This window comes from Streptococcus suis, from assembly GCF_017601095.1.
Classification (GTDB): domain Bacteria; phylum Bacillota; class Bacilli; order Lactobacillales; family Streptococcaceae; genus Streptococcus; species Streptococcus suis_Z.
The window spans coordinates 148,915-165,453 of the sequence record NZ_JAGFUX010000003.1 but is presented as its reverse complement, the minus strand read 5'-3'; the positions used below and the strand labels follow the sequence as shown (position 1 = coordinate 165,453).

Here is a 16,539-nt window from a genome sequence, read left to right as displayed (position 1 = left end):
GTTGGTGTATTATATATTTAACACAGATAAAAGTAAAAAGGAGACAGATATGTTAAAGTCAAAGAAAGCAAAAATTGCGCTTTTTTCTAGTTTGGGAGTCCTGGTAGCAGGCCTTGCAGCTGCAGGCTATTTTATGACGCAGAGTTCAACAACTAGCACTGCAGGTGCTTACGAAGAGCCCTTGATCTATACTATTGTATCAGAAGGATCCATCGCTTCAGCTACGCTATTGACAGGTACAGTATCAGCAGCTGAGGAACAGTATGTTTACTATGATTCTTCAAAAGGGGACTTGACAGGCTTGTTGGTTGCCCAAGGTGATCAGGTTCAAGTTGGCACTCCTTTGGTTCAATATGATACTTCTGAGTTGCAAAGCAATTTAGATTCAGCAGTTCGTGCACGTGATAAGGTTGGACGCCAAATCTATGATCTCCAAACCAATGGTCAGACAGTTGATTTGACAGGTGATGCTAGCACAGATAGCCAAGTTGCGGCATCCACTCAGAGAAGTGTGGACATGCAGTTGCAAGATCTCAATGATGCCTATGCAGATGCGCAGGCAGCAGTGGATAAAGCTTATCAGGCTGTAACTGAAGCCACAGTTAGTTCAACCGTAGCTGGGACTGTTGTCGAAGTTAACCAATCGGTTTCAAAAACAGCCACAACCAGCCAAACTGTGGTACATATTGTCAACCAATCAAGCTTACAAGTTACAGGCAGTTTGACTGAATACGATTTAGCCAACCTTGCAGTGGATCAAGAGGTGCGTATCCGTACCAAGGTATATCCAGACAAAGAATGGACTGGAAAAATTACCTACATTTCAAACTATCCAGAAGGCAACCAGGCAGCAGATGCGACAAGTGGGACAGGTACTGGTGGTGCTAAGTACCCATTCAAAGTTGCCATCACAAGTGATATGGCAGAGCTCAAGCAAGGCTTTACAGTCAATATTGAGGTAATCAATACAAGCAGTTCAATTCTTGTGCCTGTAACAGCCATTGTCTTTGAAGAAGAAGGAACCTATGTGTGGACCTTGGTAGATGGCAAGGCTAAGAAAGTGGCGGTTGAGTTGGGCAATGCAGATGCACTTAATCAGGAAGTAACGGCAGGTTTAACAGTAGGTGACCAAGTCATCTCAAATCCGAATAACACCCTCGAAGAAGGAAAAGAGGTGGAAGCCTATGACCAAACAGTTAATTAAGCTGCATGCTATCAATAAAAGCTACCAAAATGGAGATCAGGAACTCCGTGTACTAAAAGATATTGATCTGGAGGTTGAGGAAGGAGAATTTCTAGCCATTATGGGACCATCTGGTTCAGGGAAATCGACCTTGATGAACATTATCGGTCTCCTTGATCGGTCCACAACAGGCAATTATTGGCTAGAAGGTCAGGAAGTGAGTCAGTTATCTGAGAAAAAATTGGCTCAGGTCCGCAATGACCAGATTGGTTTTGTCTTTCAACAATTCTTCTTATTAGCCAAATTGAACGCCATTCAGAATGTGGAATTGCCCTTGATTTATGCAGGTTTACCAGCTGCCAAGCGAAAGAAACTAGCGACACAACTGCTGGAAAAAGTGGAGTTGTCTGAGCGGATGACCCACCTGCCTTCAGAGTTATCGGGTGGACAAAAGCAACGGGTTGCCATTGCTCGTGCCTTGGTCAACTCACCAGCTATCATCTTGGCGGATGAGCCAACTGGAGCCTTGGATACCAAGACTGGACAGCAGATAATGGAACTCCTGACTAACTTGAACCGTGAAGGTAAGACCATTATCATGGTAACCCACGAGCCCGAAATCGCTGCCTATGCCAGTCGAACGATTGTCTTGCGCGATGGTGTCATCACTGAAGACAAACGGAAGGGAGGTAGCTGATGGAAAACTGGAAATTTGCCCTAAAGTCCATCCTGTCGCATAAAATGCGCTCTCTTTTGACCATGTTGGGAATCATCATTGGAGTTGCAGCTGTTGTGATAATAGTAGCAATGGGGACAGGAATGTCGCGCAGCATTGAAAAATCACTGGCTGGTGACCAAAACAATGTTCAAGTTTATTTCTCTCAAAATTATGGAGGAGATACTGGAGGTATAGGCGGTATGCTCTATTCAATAAGTGAAGAAGTTTCCATGGAGGAAGAGCCAGATCTGACGGATGACATCTTGCAAGGCTTATTAGATATTGATGGTGTCAGCAACTACTACATCAGTATCAATACCATGTCTGAAATCTCTTTCGGAAGCAAGAAAGCTGAAAATGTCACCATCACGGGGGTTAGCCAGTCCTTCTTTGATGTCAAAAAATATGAAATCATAGCTGGGCGTCAGTTTACAAAAAATGATTACTCCCGTTTTGCACGGATTATCATGTTAGACCAAGCCTTGGCTGAAAAGCTATTTGGAACAGTTGAAGCCTCACTCAACCAAATTGTGGATATGAACCAAAATTCCTATCTTGTAGTCGGAGTGTACAAGGATCCCAAAGCAGGCACTGCCATTTACGGCATGAACTCAGGCGGTAATGCTGTCATGACCAATACTCAGTTGGCTGCAGAAACAGGGATGAAGGAAAACTCCTCACTCTACCTTTATGTGGAAGATGTAACACGAGCAAGTGAGGTTGGTCTTGCAGCAGCAGACTATTTGACGCAAGCAACTGGGCTCAAGGAGTCTCGCTATGATATCTTTGATATGTCAACCATGTTGGATGAATTCAAACAGCAGATGTCAGGCGTTACGCTCTTCATCGGATCAGTCGCAGGGATTTCCCTCTTGGTAGGTGGTATCGGTGTTATGAACATCATGTTGGTATCCGTTACTGAGCGGACCCGAGAGATTGGTCTTCGAAAAGCACTTGGAGCAACCAGAGGAAATATCTTGATGCAGTTCTTGATAGAAGCTATGGTGCTGACTACTTTAGGTGGAGCAATCGGACTAGCTATTGCTCAAGCCATTGTGTTTACTCTCAACGCCACAAAGGTAATGGGAGAAATGACGGCTGAAATTTCAATTCCAGTTGTTCTGGGAAGTCTGGCATTTTCAGCAGTAGTCGGAATTGTCTTTGGTGTCCTACCTGCTAACAAGGCGTCTAAGTTGGATCCAATCGAGGCCTTACGATACGAATAAGATTCAAAAACGATTAGGTTTTCCTAGTCGTTTTATTTTTTGAGCAAATCAATTGACTTTATCACTAATTAGAGATAAAATAAACGCATCAATTAAGAAATAGTAATTTAAAAGGAGAACACATCATGGTAGAATTAGGTATTTCAACATTTGGCGAAACAACTCCACTAGAAAAAACAGGAGAAACTTATAGTCACGACGAGCGGATCCGTCAACTGGTTAAAGAAATCGAGTTAGCAGATGCGGTGGGTCTGGATGTTTATGGGATTGGGGAGCATCACCGAGAAGATTTTGCGGTTTCTGCACCTGAGATTGTGCTGGCAGCGGGTGCCGTCAATACCAAGCATATCAAGCTAACATCAGCAGTTTCTATCCTTTCCTCTATGGATCCCGTGAGACTTTACCAGCAGTATACCACCATTGATGCTTTGTCAAATGGCCGAGCGGAAATCATGGTGGGTCGTGGTTCTTTTACCGAGTCCTTCCCTTTGTTTGGCTATGATCTCCATGACTATGAAGAACTGTTCGATGAAAAGTTGGACATGCTTTTGGAAATCGACAAGGAAACCAATCTCAAGTGGGATGGACATTTCACTCAGTCAGTTGATAACAAGCCAGTCTATCCACGTCCTGTCCAGGAAGATTTTCCCATTTGGGTTGCAACTGGGGGAAATGTAGAATCTACGATCAAGATTGCCAAGGAAGGTCTGCCAATCGTTTATGCAGTCATTGGAGCAGGCGCCCATCGCTTTAAACCACTGGCAGATGCCTACCGTAAGGTAGCCCGCAACTCTGGTCATGATCCGAAGAAAACCAAGGTTGCAGCACACTCTTGGGGCTGGATTGCAGAGGACCATGACAAGGCTGTGGAAGAATATTTCTATCCAACTAAGGTTTTGACAGATAACATTGCTAAAGACCGCCCACATTGGAGCGAGATGACCAAGGCGCAGTATCTCTACTCTCTGACAGACGAAGGAGCAACCATCGTCGGAGATCCAAAACGAGTCGCTGAAAAAATTATCAAGACTATTGAAACACTTGACTTGGACCGTTTCTTCCTCCATCTCCCAATCGGCTCAATGCCACATGAAGATGTCCTCCGCGCCGTCGAACTCTACGGAAAAGAAGTCGCGCCAATTGTTCGAGAATATTTTGCAAAAAAAGAAGAGAATCAGTCCTAAGACTGATGAGATAGTTGATAGGATGAGTTATACTATAGTCAATCCTAAATATTTTTCATAATCTCCTGAAAATCCTGACCAAGTGGTCGGGATTTTTTGCATGCAAAAACACTCTTGGAATTTCCAAGAGTGTTTTAAGTAAGGTTGTTAAACAGTTTGAAATTTTTATTTCCATCGTCGGGAGTGAAAAGGTCTAGTAGACCTTTTCAGCCAATCGCCAAGAAACTTGAAAGCGATTGGAACATCCTAGTGAAAACAAACCTAGCAAGCCACTGTTTCTTACTTCATTGTAGGGAGTAAAAAGGTCTAGCAGACCTTTTCAGCCAATCGCCAAGAAATTGGAAAGCGATTGGAACATCCGAGTGAAAACAAACCTAGCAAGCTACTCTTGCTTATTTCATAGTCGGAAATAGGAGTACATCCCGAATAGTAGTAGTATCTGTCAAAAGCATGCAGAGGCGGTCGATACCGATTCCAAGTCCACCTGTTGGTGGCATACCGTATTCGAGGGCTTCGATGTAGTCGTAGTCCACACCTGTCGCTTCGTCATCACCCAATTCTTTGGCTTTAGCTTGGGCTTCAAAGCGTTCCAATTGGTCGATTGGGTCGTTCAATTCTGTAAAGGCATTTCCGTATTCCTTGGTCATGATGAAGAGCTCGAAGCGGTCTGTGAAGCGTGGGTCTTCATCGTTTTTCTTAGCCAGTGGTGACACGGCTACTGGGTGACCATAGACGAAGGTTGGTTGGATAAGAGTTGCTTCAACGTACTCTTCAAAGAAGCTGTTGATGATTTGGCCAACTTCAGTATGGTGTTTTTCCACAGGGACCTTGTGCTCAGCTGCAAGAGCTTTTGCTTCCTCGAAGCTCATCTCTTGCCAGAAGTCCACGCCAGTTTGTTCTTTAATGGCATCAACCATGTGGATACGCTTGAATGGTTCGTGAATGTTGATGACAGTATTCTGATAAGTTACAGGACCGTCGCCGACAACCGCCTTGGCAGTGTGTTGGATAATGCCTTCTGTCAAGTCCATGATGTCCAAGTAATCTGCGTAGGCTTGGTAGACCTCGATTGACGTGAACTCAGGGTTGTGAGTCGCATCCATACCCTCGTTACGGAAGATACGTCCGATTTCATAAACGCGTTCCATACCGCCGACAATCAAGCGTTTGAGGTGGAGTTCGGTCGCGATACGAAGCACCATGTCAATGTTTTGGGCATTGTGGTGGGTGATGAATGGACGAGCAGCAGCACCACCAGCTTCGTTGTGAAGGACAGGTGTTTCCACTTCCAAGAAACCAAGTCCGTCAAGGTAACGGCGGATTTCTGAGATGATTTTTGAGCGAGTCACAAAGCGGTCAAAACTTTCACGGTTGGTGATCAAGTCCAAATAACGCTTGCGGTAGCGGGTTTCGATATCTGTCAAACCGTGGAATTTTTCTGGCAATGGGCGGAGCGATTTAGACAGGTGGGTCAACTTGCGAGCGTGGATAGACAACTCACCAACGTTGGTCTTGAAAATATCCCCTTCGACACCGATAAAGTCACCAAGGTCTGCTTTTTTGAAGATTTCATAGTTTTCTTCGCCAACATCGTCCTTACGAACGTAGATCTGAATTTGGCCTTCGCGGTCTTGAATGTGGGCGAAACCAGCCTTACCCTTACCACGCTTGGTCATGATACGGCCAGCGATGATCGCTGTTTGGCCCAATTCTTCCAAGTCTTCTTTTGATTTGTCTTCGTACTGGGTCTTCAATTCAGCTGAGTTGGCAGAACGCTCAAAACGTTTTCCAAAAGGGTCAATGCCTTGTTCAGCAAGAGCCGTCATTTTCTCACGACGGACAATCTGTTGGTCATTTAATTCTTCAAAATGTTCAGTTGACATAAAAATTTCATTCCTCCAAAGTCTGTTCCTTCTATTTTATCATAGAAGAGGTAAAAAATCAGCAAAAAAGAAAGCAGGAAACTGCTTTCTTAGTGAGATTTATAGCGAGTATCATTCCACGCCAGCTCGGTAAAGTGTTCAAAGTCTGTCGTTTCCAAAATGGAAATGGAGGCATTGTCCAAGCCGCCTCGGTGACGCAGTTGGGCTGGTGTAAATCCGAGCAGACGATGGATAGAAGCGGTTAGAAAGGCGCCATGACTGACGATGAGGACTGTTTCCAGGTCTTGCCCTTTCAGGGATTGGACAAAGTCCACCATTCGTTGAGTTACCTGGCGAACGCTCTCAGCTTCAAATAGGTCATTGTCAAAAAGGGCTAGATTATGTTTGAGAGCCCAGGCTTGTTTGGGGTAGATGGCACGAAAAATTGCCATCTTACTTCCTTCTAATTTTCCAAAACTCCATTCCCGTAATTGAGGGCTAGTCTGGACGGTTTGGCGATGGTGATTGACTTTAGCGATTTCCTGGGCTGTTACTTGCGCACGTTGAAGATCGCTTGAGAAGATCGCGTCAAATGGGATTTGAGAAAGGTGAGTGCCCAATTTTTCCAAATCTTGATAGGATTCGGGCAAAAGGGCAGAATCCCCAGAAGCTCCTTGGAATCGCCCTTCCAAGTTCCACTCCGTTTTTCCATGACGGACAAAATAGAGTTTCAAGTTTACTTCCTCCCTTCAATGATATCTGCAAAACTCGCTCTGACAAAGTCAGCCAAGACCTGACTATCAATGCGGATGGAACGCCCGATTTCACCAGCAGACACAATCATCTGGCCTTTTTCGAGTGCAGATTGGTCAATGTAGATAGGAAAGTTGTGTTTTTGTCGGATTCCGACAGGATTGTTGGCACCGTGGACGTAGCCAGTTGTCTTTTCCAAGTCCTTTTGTGGGATCATGCTGACTTTTTTATTGCCAGAAATTTTGGCTAATTTTTTCTCAGACAGGTGCTCTGCAATAGGCACAATACCAATGACAGGTCCTGTCTTATCTCCTGTCAATGCTAGTGTTTTGTATATTTCGTGTTCTTCAATTCCTGGTGGCAACTGGCCGTCAAGGGCATTTAAAACAAGGCTATCATGATCGATCTTAGCCTTGTCTAACATTTGGGCCACCAAGGTTTTTTTGATTTTAACCTTTTTAGCCATTATTTATACTTTTCCTCTAATTTGCTCATCCAAAGTCCTAACCAGATTCCGAGTCCGAAGAAGAGGAGGGCCGCTAGCCAGGTACCGATACCAGTACCTGCATAAGAAATTGCTTCGTCATTCCCCACTTGTGGAATTAAAATCAAGAGGGTAGATGATAAAACGATTCCGATGATAAAGTGGTAAACGCGTGAGTGATAGATCTTTAAAGCTTTGTCCATGGCTTTGGAAAAGGCAACCATGGCTAAAACACCACCAATTGCGATGGGCAAGAAGGTACCAAAAAGGTCTAACGATTTAAAGCCATTAAGCATTGGCGAATAAATACCCAAAATCAGTAAGAGGTTTGAAGGGCTAAGTCCAGGGACCAGAATACCTAGTGCAATCAGGGCGCCTGCCAAAATAAAACTAGCAAAGTTTGCTGGAAGGGTTCCAACTAGGTTATTTAAATTATAGAGTAAGAGCCCAGAAATCACAAAAGTTCCGATTAACCAAGCCCAGTCAAGGCTATCCCGTTGACTTTTAAGAGTGGATTCCTTGACCAAGCTGGGCACAGTTCCCACAATTGCTCCCGCAAAACCCCACAGTGTGATGACTTGAAAATGTTGTAAGAGATATTCAACTGGGAATGAAAAGAGGGCAATTCCCAAAATACCACCAATTCCAACTGGAATAAAGTACAGTAGGTTTTCTTTAAAATCTTTTCGAATGTTGGCCAAAAATCCAATTAAGCGTTCGTAAATCCCTAAGATAGCTGCCAAAACCCCACCAGAAACACCCGGCAGAATGAAGCCAAGGGCAATGATCATCCCTTTGATGATACGAGAAATCCAAGATGACATAAGACCTCCAAAAATTTTTTTAACGCTTCATTATAACACAAAAGTAAAAAAAGCCCCTTGAAAAGTGGGCTTATTTCTTGAAGAAATTTGGTTGAGCCTTATACAGCAAGATTAACAGTAAGCAAGCAAGTAGCGTGGAAGGGAGGATATAACTGATATTATAGGTAAAGGAATAGAGCCAGACAGGCATACCAGGTGTAGCGTAGTCAGCATAGAAGATGATACCAGATAGGAAGGTAGCAAGTAAGCGAATGCTACCACCAAGTAAACCAGAAAGGCTGATGATGAGGGCAGCTTGTCTGAGGTCTTTTTGTTTGGTTAGGAGTGATGCCAATAATCCTGCTAAACCAATTCCAGCATAGGAGAGGGCATAGTCAAGGAAGACTTGAAAGACATTCAGAAAATAACCGCCATAGAAGAGTTGAATGGTGCCCACGATCCCTCCTGTTAGCAAACCAGCCGTTAGGCCGTGTCGAAGGGCAACCAAGAGAATTGGGAGCATAACAAGTGAGACTGAGCCACCTTGCGGCATGGTAAAGAGAACGAGCTTGTCTAAAATCAAGCCAAGGGCTGAGAAAATAGCGATTTCTGCCAAGAGGGAAAGACGATGTGACAACATAAAAACTCCTTTGTATTACAAAGGAGTCTTGGCAAGTCAATCGTAGATCAACACCACAATCCCTACGCTAGTCTTAACTAGATCAGGTTCGAGGATTTCGCAAAAGCGATCTCAGCCGAAGCACTCCTTTGTGTATGTATTTAAATTAATTATACTAAATTACTCAGGAACTGTAAAGAGTTTTTGATAGACTTCATTAGGATCCTTGAGAGTTGTAATAAGGTTGAGGTCTAGATGATGGGCAAAGCCGTTTACATAGCCTCGGGAGGTATATTGGTGCAAGTCGTAGTCCAAATCGGTATTTGGAGCAGCATTGTAATAGCCCGAATCGGTTCCATAGGTTGGAATCCAGATGGCATCAAAGTTGTCAACAGAGATGCTGTGCTCTTCCATGAAATAGGTTCCGATGTAGATACCGATATTTTTAGCACCGAGATTAATCAGTTCTTGGCGAAATGCTTCGACACCAGCATCCATATCTTCCATAGTTTTTTCTTCTACGTCTAACCAGTAGAAGGTAGGGTTATATTTGTAAGAAGCTTCATAAAAGGTTTTGGCTTCTTCTTTCATGGAGTCAATGCTGTTTCCTGTTACGTAGGCATAGACTGCGACAGGAATACCTCGGGCTTGAAATTCTTCTATGTGGGTTTTGTAAGATTTGTCTATGCCATTTTCATCAGAAGCATTGTTGTCCTTGGTGGTGTGTGAACCACTCTGCACTCGAACAATTGCGCCAGAAATGTTGGCCGATAGGACATCGTAGTCAATCTCAGAAGGTCGTTGCCAACCAGAGACATCAATGATGGGCTTCATTTCTAAGGCATTTGTAATGTTTACCTCAATATATTCAACCGAAGAAGAGGAACTTGTAGAACTGCTACTTGTTGATGCCTGTGCCTCAGTTGTGCTACTTGCTTGCTTTTCTTGTGAGATTCCTCTTGTCAAAAGGAGCAAACCAGTAAATAAGAGGAAAAAAATGGCAACAAATATTGGTTTTATTTTCTTTCTCATCCAGAATAGTTTACACTATTTATTGAAAAAAATCAAAAAAATAGGTTTGAAATAGCTGGATTTTCTTGACATGTAAGCGGATTTAGGCTAGTCTAGTATCGAAGTAGGAAGGAGAGAGAAGTGAGTGAGGTTAGCAAGAGTCAGTTTATCAGTCGCATCGTCATGTTGAGTGCCTTGACCGTTGCCTTACGCTTTGCCTTTGTTGCCTTTCCCAATGTTAAACCGGTGACTGCAATCTTTTTGTGGGTTACCTATTCTTGGGGGTTGGTTGAAGCCGTGTTGGTTATGTCCTTGTCCATGTTGGTTTCAGGAATCTATTTAGGTTTTGGGCTGGTTGTCCTCTGGCAAATCATCGCCTATGGGGTGGTGCTCGCTATATGGTCTAGGTTGCTGGTACCAATCTTTCAATCATCAACTAACTTGGTTAAGTTGGAAGCGACTTTTGCTGGTGTACTTGTTTTTTTATATGGTTTTGTCATCAGTCTTTTAATTGCATGGCAGTATAGCACGCCTTTTTTGGTTTACTGGCTTGCTGGTTTATCGTTTGATATGGCTCATGCTTTATCTACTGCCCTATTTTATCCCATTATTGTTACCATTTTTAGGAGGATTTTATGATGAAAAAATGGCTTTTAGCTATAGTCGCCCTTGTATTTGCACCAGTATTATTGGCTTGTCAGACGGAAGACTTTGAAGAGCTTGATACGCAAACTTATACTGCACAATTGACGGTTGAATTTGGGGAACGGACCGACCAAAAACAGGTGACGGTAGAGCCGGGAGATTCCGTAATGGATGTCTTGGATGATGCCTATGAAATCGAGGAGGATGCTGGCTTGATTACGGTGATTGATGGTGTTAGTCAAGACCCAGCAACCAATACCTATTGGATGTATGATGTAAATGGTGAGTTGGCACCTAAGGGAGCTGAAGAACAGTTGGTCCAGGAAAACGATGAAATTCGTTTTTATCTGGAAGCTTTTGAGTAAGAAAGAGCCCAATCAGGCTCTTTTTTTGTTACTTTCATGGAAAAAAAACAGGAAAGCACTATTTCTGTGATATAATAGAAATGATAGTCTCGGACTTTAAGGAGTTTACATGAAGATTGATAAAAAACACCTACTCAATTACTCCATCCTCATCCCCTATTTGATTTTATCGATTATTGGTCTGGTGATGGTGTATTCGACTACGAGTGCCTTGCAGATTCAAAAAGGAGGCAATCCCTTCTCAATGGTGATTACTCAAGCTGCTTTCTGGGTACTTAGTCTTGGCTTTATTTATATGATTTACCGAATGAAATTGAGTTTTTTGCGCCAAAAGAAACTCATTATGGTTGTCTTGTTGGCAGAAGTTGCTATGTTGGTGGCTTCTCGTTTCTTTGATCCTGTTAACGGTGCCCATGGATGGATTCGTCTGGGACCAGGAGGAATCATCGGTCTGCAACCTGCGGAATACTTAAAGTTGATTATCATCTGGTATTTAGCAGACAAGTTTTCACAGATGCAGGACGATATTCGCATCTACGATTACCAGGCCTTGATAAAGGGGAGCTGGATTCCGAAAGCCTTCAATGATTGGCGTGTGGTGAGTCTTGTTTTCCTGGCTCTAGTTGGTTCTTTGCCAGACTTGGGAAATGCGACCATCATTGGCTTGATTATGGTGGTGATGGTTTCTACAAGCGGGATTGGTTACCGTTGGTTTTCCACTATTATTGCAGGAATTGTCTTAGGAGCCTTTGTTCTCCTATCGACCATTCGGATATTAGGGGTCGAATTAGTGGCTCAAATCCCAGTCTTTGGTTATATTGCTCGCCGCTTTGCAGCTTATTTTAACCCCTTTGTGGATGCGACGGAATCAGGTTTGCAGTTGGCCAATTCCTACTATGCCATGAGTAATGGTGGCTGGTTTGGACTTGGTTTGGGGAACTCTATTGAAAAAAATGGCTACCTACCAGAAGCCCATACGGATTTCGCCTTTTCTATCGTGATTGAAGAGCTAGGATTTTTTGGAGGAAGTTTGATTTTGGGACTCCTGGTCTTCCTGATTCTTCGAATCATCGTTGTAGGGATTCGAGCACGTAATCCTTTTAATGCAATGATGGCCTTTGGTGTGGCAGCCATGCTATTGATCCAGATTTTTATCAATGTCGGCGGTATTTCCGGTGTGATTCCAGCGACAGGTGTGACCTTCCCATTCATCTCTCAGGGGGGAAATAGCTTGTTGACCATCTCCATTGGAATTGCCTTTGTGCTAAACATTGATGCCAATGAAAAGAGAGTGCTTCTCCAGGAAGAGATCGAACGAACTCTTGCCTAGGAGTAAATGAGGGAGGAAAGATGACATTACAAAAATTAGAAAACTACAATAACAAAGAAGCTATTCGGGAGGAGGTTATCATTCTTACCTCCATCCTTCAAGACGTTGCCCGTCAGATGATTTCAGAAGAAACCTTCAACAAGATCATCGAATTGGGGCAGCTGTCCACAGAGGACAATTACCATGAATTGATTGCGATTATCGGGCAACTGTCCAACCAAGAATTGGAAGTGATCTCCCGCTATTTCGCAGTTCTTCCCCTCTTGATTAATATCTCAGAAGACGTTGATTTGGCTTATGAAATCAACCACCAAAACAATATTGGTCAGGATTATCTGGGGAAAATTTCAACCACAATCGACATGGTAGCCCAGCATGAAAATGCAGCAGAAATCCTTGAAAAATTAAATGTTGTTCCAGTTTTAACGGCCCATCCTACTCAGGTTCAACGCCAGTCTATGCTTGATTTAACCAAGCATATCCATGAGTTACTTCGTCGTTATCGGGATGTTAAACTGGGTTTGATGAACCGTACCAAGTGGGAAGATGAACTACGCCTCTACATCGAAATCATCATGCAGACGGAGATGATTCGTGAGAAGAAGCTAAAGGTTACAAACGAAATCACTAACGTGATGGAGTATTATAACAGCTCCTTTATCAAGGCTGTAACCAAGCTCCAACGGGAGTACAAGCGCTTGGCAGCTGAAAAAGGCATCCAGCTGACCAACCCGCGCCCAATTACCATGGGCATGTGGATTGGAGGAGACCGCGATGGCAACCCATTCGTTACAGCAGAAACCCTCAAATTGTCTGCCCTAACCCAGTGTGATGTCATCATGAATTACTATGATGAGCAGTTGTACAAACTCTACCGCACCTTCTCCCTATCGACCACTATTGTGAAAGTCAGTCCAGCCGTTCAAGCCTTGGCAGACCTATCACAAGACCAGTCAGTTTACCGCGAACATGAGCCCTATCGTCGTGCCTTCCACTACATCCAGATGAAGCTGGCAAACACCCGAGCTTATCTAGTAGCTGATAAGGAGCAAGGAGTTCGCTATACCAACGTCACAGAATTTAAGGTAGATCTTCAAGCCATCAAGGCTTCCTTAGAGGAAAATCGCACAGCAGCGCTGATTAAAGGGGATTTGACAGAATTATTGGAAGCCGTAGAAGCCTTTGGATTCTATCTAGCTAGCATCGACATGCGCCAAGATTCGTCTATCCATGAAGCAAGTGTGGCAGAGCTCTTAGCTTCAGCGAGAATTGTGGAGGATTATTCAAGCATGTCAGAAAGTGATAAGTGTCAGGTCCTTCTCAAAGAGTTGGAAGAAGATCCTCGGATTCTGTCTGCGACAAATGCACCTAAGTCAGAACAATTGCAGAAAGAGTTGGCCATCTTTGCAGCTGCCCGTGAGCTCAAAGACAAGCTAGGAGAAGAAGTTATCAAGCAACACATTATCTCCCACTCTGAAAGTGTTTCAGACCTCTTAGAATTGGCCGTTCTCCTCAAAGAAGTTGGACTAGTAGATGCTCAACAAGCCCGTGTGCAGATTGTCCCTCTTTTCGAAACCATTGAAGACTTGGATAACGCTTCTGAGACCATGCGTCAGTACCTGCAGCTTGATTTGGCCAAAGGTTGGATTGCTGGGAACAAGGGCTACCAAGAAATCATGCTTGGCTATTCCGACTCCAACAAGGATGGAGGTTACCTGTCTTCTGGTTGGACACTCTATAAGGCGCAAAATGAATTGACCCAAATCGGTGAAGAAGAAGGCGTTAAGATTACATTCTTCCACGGTCGTGGAGGAACAGTTGGTCGTGGGGGTGGCCCATCTTATGATGCTATCACTTCGCAACCATTTGGCTCCATCAAAGACCGTATTCGTTTGACCGAACAAGGCGAGGTCATCGGTAACAAGTATGGAAACAAAGATGCAGCCTACTTTAACTTAGAAATGCTGGTTTCCGCAACTCTTGACCGTATGGTGACCCAGATGATTACCGATCCCAACGAGATTGACGGCTACCGTGAATCAATGGATGAAATCGTTGAAGATAGCTACCAAATTTACCGTGATCTAGTCTTTAACAATCAGCATTTCTATGACTATTTCTTTGCTGCAAGTCCTATTCGTGAAGTTTCGAGCCTCAATATCGGTTCACGTCCTGCAGCTCGCAAGACCATCACAGAAATCGGTGGTCTCCGTGCCATTCCTTGGGTCTTCTCTTGGTCTCAAAACCGCGTGATGTTGCCAGGATGGTATGGGGTTGGTTCTAGCTTCAAACGTTTCATTGACAAAGACCCTGCAAACCTAGGTAAATTACAGAAGATGTACCAAAACTGGCCATTCTTCCGTTCCCTCTTGTCAAATGTAGATATGGTTTTGTCTAAATCCAACATGAACATTGCATTTGAATATGCCAAGATGTGTGAAAACGAAGAAGTTCGCGCGATTTTCCATACTATTTTGGATGAATGGCAACTGACCAAGGATATGATTTTGGCTATTGAACAAAATGATGAACTTTTGGCAGAATTACCTTTCCTCAAAGCCAGTCTGGACTACCGCATGCCATACTTCAATGTGCTCAACTATATTCAGATTGAACTCATCAACCGTCTCCGCCGAGGCGAACTCAGCAAGGAGCAAGAAAGCTTGATCCACATCACCATCAACGGTGTGGCAACGGGATTGCGTAACTCAGGTTAATCAGGAAAAACAACTTCTTTTGAGGTTGTTTTTTTCTATTCTAAAAATATATAATATTTATAAGAAAGCGTAACCAAATTATCCTTTATTCGTTTTACTAGTGAAAGGAGGAGATGAGTATCAAACTTGATCAATATGAAAAAGAAGTCATTGGTATTGCTGAGGAGATTTCCTACTATCTACAAAAATCTGGCGCCAACTATGCAGATAGTCAGGACATCGCACAGGATATACTAGTGAAAATTTTAGAAGCAGAGCTTGTCCTTCCTTTCGAAAAACTAAGAGCCTGGCTTTACCGTTCAGCAGTTCGGGCTTACATTGACAAATACAGGCGAGACAAGCGCTACCATGAAATTTTACAAAATGAGTTTTTTAGAAGAGAAGACCTTTTAGTCTATGACCAAGAATGCTATGAAGAACTATATCAAGCAGTTGCAGACCTGCCAGAAAAATACCGGCAAGTGATTGACCTCTATTATTTTCAAGATATGAGTGTCAAAGAAGTTGCCCATATCTTAGGGACTGGTCAAAGTTGGGTGAAAATTATCCTTTACCGCGGACGCAAGCAGTTGAGGAAAATACTAGAAGAGAGAGGGTATGACTATGAAGACTTTTGAAGAAGTGACAAAAAAGAGTAAGCGGAAGAATTTATGGAAGACAGTTGGGCTTTCATCGTTCATCGGCTTTATCTTATTGTTGATTGGTATTCAAACTGTAAAAATAATTGTCGGTGCACGAGAAGGTCGTGAGGTGTGGGAACAAACGATGCTAATGGAAATCGCCTATCCAAATATAAATCATGATGGCATTAAAATCCAAAGTACGAGTTATGTATCTGGGAAGCTCTACTTCGATTTGTACAAGGATTTAGACGGTGTTCCAATGGCTTTTGGTCAACATGAAATCTACTATGACCTGTTTGATAGTCATTATGACTTTGCCCAGCATTTACCTGGTAGTACCTTCAAATACCTATATGATCATTCAACCAATACAAAGGTACCCGTTTTTTACAATACAAAAGAGTCCGTTTGGAGTGTTCAAGACATTGCCACTGAATTGCCCTATCTAAGAGATATGAGCGGTCAACTGGTAGAAGTGGCTATTTCCTTTGATAAGAAGTACAGCTTAGCAGAAATAAAGGAAAGGATTCCCAGCAACCTCAAGCAAAATTGGTATTGGATAGGGACCGAAGGAAAGCAGAGTACCTATTACTATCGTCCAGAGCAGCTTTTGGGATTAGAGCCAGAGGATATTCAACTGGTCTTTTCGGCCATGCCGGATGATTATATGACAGGTATCGATTTTATGGAAGAGTTCTTAGAAACAGGGGATCGAGGGAGAGCGGAGTATCTAGACATACCTGTGGATGACTTACAGGCCTTTATCGACAAGTTTGGCGATACAGACTTCACCAATCAAGAAGAGATTGATCAGCTGGAGTTCGCAGGCATTATCCTAACGGGCAATGCAGAGGACTTTGCCCAACTTGAGGGTAAGGACTGGATTTTTGCTTCGAGTATCGGAGCTTCTGTTCAAAATCAGCCATATTATCAACTTCATTTGGAATAAATAAGCTAAAATCTGAGATTGGTTCTCAGATTTTTCTTGTTAACAATATGTTAAAATGATAATAAAT

Annotated in this window: 16 protein-coding genes and 1 riboswitch; of the genes, 10 read left to right on the top strand and 6 right to left on the bottom strand. The window is 43.3% G+C overall.

What is annotated here, in order from left to right; genetic code table 11:
* The first annotated feature begins 49 nt into the window (after positions 1-49).
* The 4 genes from J5566_RS03675 (at position 50) to J5566_RS03660 (ending at position 4,311) form a co-directional block, all read left to right on the top strand.
* Positions 50-1,204 carry an efflux RND transporter periplasmic adaptor subunit gene (locus tag J5566_RS03675; protein ID WP_208562125.1) on the top strand — a complete coding sequence of 385 codons (1,155 nt, stop codon included), beginning with the start codon at positions 50-52 and terminating at the stop codon, positions 1,202-1,204.
* Positions 1,185-1,880, top strand: coding sequence for an ABC transporter ATP-binding protein (locus tag J5566_RS03670; protein ID WP_208562124.1), 696 nt, complete (start codon positions 1,185-1,187; stop codon positions 1,878-1,880). The genes J5566_RS03675 and J5566_RS03670 overlap by 20 nt, the downstream gene beginning before the upstream one ends.
* Complete coding sequence (locus J5566_RS03665; protein ID WP_208562123.1) at positions 1,880-3,127, top strand: ABC transporter permease; 1,248 nt, start codon at positions 1,880-1,882, stop codon at positions 3,125-3,127. The genes J5566_RS03670 and J5566_RS03665 overlap by 1 nt, the downstream gene beginning before the upstream one ends.
* A 125-nt stretch (positions 3,128-3,252) precedes the next feature.
* Positions 3,253-4,311, top strand: coding sequence for an LLM class flavin-dependent oxidoreductase (locus tag J5566_RS03660; RefSeq protein WP_208562122.1), 1,059 nt, complete (start codon positions 3,253-3,255; stop codon positions 4,309-4,311).
* A 392-nt stretch (positions 4,312-4,703) separates the two neighbouring features.
* Here the strand turns inward: J5566_RS03660 and lysS are convergent, their stop codons facing one another.
* From lysS to J5566_RS03630, 6 genes are all read right to left on the bottom strand, one after another.
* A complete protein-coding gene (gene lysS, locus J5566_RS03655; protein ID WP_208562121.1) occupies positions 4,704-6,194 on the bottom strand; it encodes a lysine--tRNA ligase in 1,491 nt (496 codons plus the stop codon).
* An 89-nt stretch (positions 6,195-6,283) separates the two neighbouring features.
* A complete protein-coding gene (locus tag J5566_RS03650; protein WP_208562120.1) occupies positions 6,284-6,907 on the bottom strand; it encodes a histidine phosphatase family protein in 624 nt (207 codons plus the stop codon).
* A 2-nt stretch (positions 6,908-6,909) separates the two neighbouring features.
* The gene (locus J5566_RS03645; protein WP_208562119.1) at positions 6,910-7,392 is read right to left on the bottom strand and encodes an aminoacyl-tRNA deacylase; all 483 of its coding nucleotides are present in this window, start codon (positions 7,390-7,392) and stop codon (positions 6,910-6,912) included.
* Positions 7,392-8,234, bottom strand: coding sequence for a DUF368 domain-containing protein (locus tag J5566_RS03640; RefSeq protein ID WP_208562118.1), 843 nt, complete (start codon positions 8,232-8,234; stop codon positions 7,392-7,394). Before J5566_RS03640 ends, J5566_RS03645 begins: the two co-directional genes overlap by 1 nt.
* 70 nt (positions 8,235-8,304) lie before the next feature.
* Positions 8,305-8,853 carry an energy-coupled thiamine transporter ThiT gene (gene thiT, locus J5566_RS03635; RefSeq protein ID WP_208562117.1) on the bottom strand — a complete coding sequence of 183 codons (549 nt, stop codon included), beginning with the start codon at positions 8,851-8,853 and terminating at the stop codon, positions 8,305-8,307.
* Positions 8,854-8,895: 42 nt separating this feature from the next.
* Positions 8,896-8,991: riboswitch (TPP riboswitch) on the bottom strand.
* A 21-nt stretch (positions 8,992-9,012) separates the two neighbouring features.
* Entirely contained in the window at positions 9,013-9,864 is an 852-nt protein-coding gene (locus J5566_RS03630; protein WP_208562116.1) for a glycoside hydrolase family 25 protein, read from the bottom strand.
* 120 nt (positions 9,865-9,984) lie between these two features.
* Between J5566_RS03630 and J5566_RS03625 the strand changes: the two genes are divergently transcribed.
* From J5566_RS03625 to J5566_RS03600, 6 genes are all read left to right on the top strand, one after another.
* Positions 9,985-10,482 carry an ECF transporter S component gene (locus J5566_RS03625; RefSeq protein WP_208562115.1) on the top strand — a complete coding sequence of 166 codons (498 nt, stop codon included), beginning with the start codon at positions 9,985-9,987 and terminating at the stop codon, positions 10,480-10,482.
* A complete protein-coding gene (locus tag J5566_RS03620) occupies positions 10,479-10,853 on the top strand; it encodes a DUF4430 domain-containing protein (protein WP_244228943.1) in 375 nt (124 codons plus the stop codon). Before J5566_RS03625 ends, J5566_RS03620 begins: the two co-directional genes overlap by 4 nt.
* A 109-nt stretch (positions 10,854-10,962) precedes the next feature.
* Entirely contained in the window at positions 10,963-12,183 is a 1,221-nt protein-coding gene (ftsW, locus tag J5566_RS03615; protein ID WP_208562114.1) for a cell division peptidoglycan polymerase FtsW, read from the top strand.
* Positions 12,184-12,203: 20 nt separating this feature from the next.
* Positions 12,204-14,900, top strand: a complete 2,697-nt coding sequence (ppc, locus tag J5566_RS03610) for a phosphoenolpyruvate carboxylase (protein WP_208562113.1) — start codon at positions 12,204-12,206, stop codon at positions 14,898-14,900.
* Positions 14,901-15,013: 113 nt separating this feature from the next.
* Positions 15,014-15,517, top strand: coding sequence for an RNA polymerase sigma factor (locus J5566_RS03605; RefSeq protein WP_208562112.1), 504 nt, complete (start codon positions 15,014-15,016; stop codon positions 15,515-15,517).
* Positions 15,498-16,472 carry an anti sigma factor C-terminal domain-containing protein gene (locus J5566_RS03600; protein WP_208562111.1) on the top strand — a complete coding sequence of 325 codons (975 nt, stop codon included), beginning with the start codon at positions 15,498-15,500 and terminating at the stop codon, positions 16,470-16,472. The genes J5566_RS03605 and J5566_RS03600 overlap by 20 nt, the downstream gene beginning before the upstream one ends.
* The last annotated feature ends 67 nt before the right edge of the window (positions 16,473-16,539 follow it).

Bases quoted from the DNA above. Each gene is read 5' to 3' on its own strand.
- J5566_RS03645 (WP_208562119.1), bottom strand. From the start codon at position 7,392: ATGGCTAAAAAGGTTAAAATCAAAAAAACCTTGGTGGCCCAAATGTTA.
- J5566_RS03670 (WP_208562124.1), top strand. From the start codon at position 1,185: ATGACCAAACAGTTAATTAAGCTGCATGCTATCAATAAAAGCTACCAA.
- J5566_RS03640 (WP_208562118.1), bottom strand. From the start codon at position 8,234: ATGTCATCTTGGATTTCTCGTATCATCAAAGGGATGATCATTGCCCTT.
- J5566_RS03665 (WP_208562123.1), top strand. From the start codon at position 1,880: ATGGAAAACTGGAAATTTGCCCTAAAGTCCATCCTGTCGCATAAAATG.
- J5566_RS03605 (WP_208562112.1), top strand. From the start codon at position 15,014: ATGAGTATCAAACTTGATCAATATGAAAAAGAAGTCATTGGTATTGCT.
- J5566_RS03620 (WP_244228943.1), top strand. From the start codon at position 10,479: ATGATGAAAAAATGGCTTTTAGCTATAGTCGCCCTTGTATTTGCACCA.
- ppc (WP_208562113.1), top strand. From the start codon at position 12,204: ATGACATTACAAAAATTAGAAAACTACAATAACAAAGAAGCTATTCGG.
- J5566_RS03600 (WP_208562111.1), top strand. From the start codon at position 15,498: ATGACTATGAAGACTTTTGAAGAAGTGACAAAAAAGAGTAAGCGGAAG.
- J5566_RS03660 (WP_208562122.1), top strand. From the start codon at position 3,253: ATGGTAGAATTAGGTATTTCAACATTTGGCGAAACAACTCCACTAGAA.
- lysS (WP_208562121.1), bottom strand. From the start codon at position 6,194: ATGTCAACTGAACATTTTGAAGAATTAAATGACCAACAGATTGTCCGT.
- J5566_RS03630 (WP_208562116.1), bottom strand. From the start codon at position 9,864: ATGAGAAAGAAAATAAAACCAATATTTGTTGCCATTTTTTTCCTCTTA.
- J5566_RS03675 (WP_208562125.1), top strand. From the start codon at position 50: ATGTTAAAGTCAAAGAAAGCAAAAATTGCGCTTTTTTCTAGTTTGGGA.
- thiT (WP_208562117.1), bottom strand. From the start codon at position 8,853: ATGTTGTCACATCGTCTTTCCCTCTTGGCAGAAATCGCTATTTTCTCA.
- ftsW (WP_208562114.1), top strand. From the start codon at position 10,963: ATGAAGATTGATAAAAAACACCTACTCAATTACTCCATCCTCATCCCC.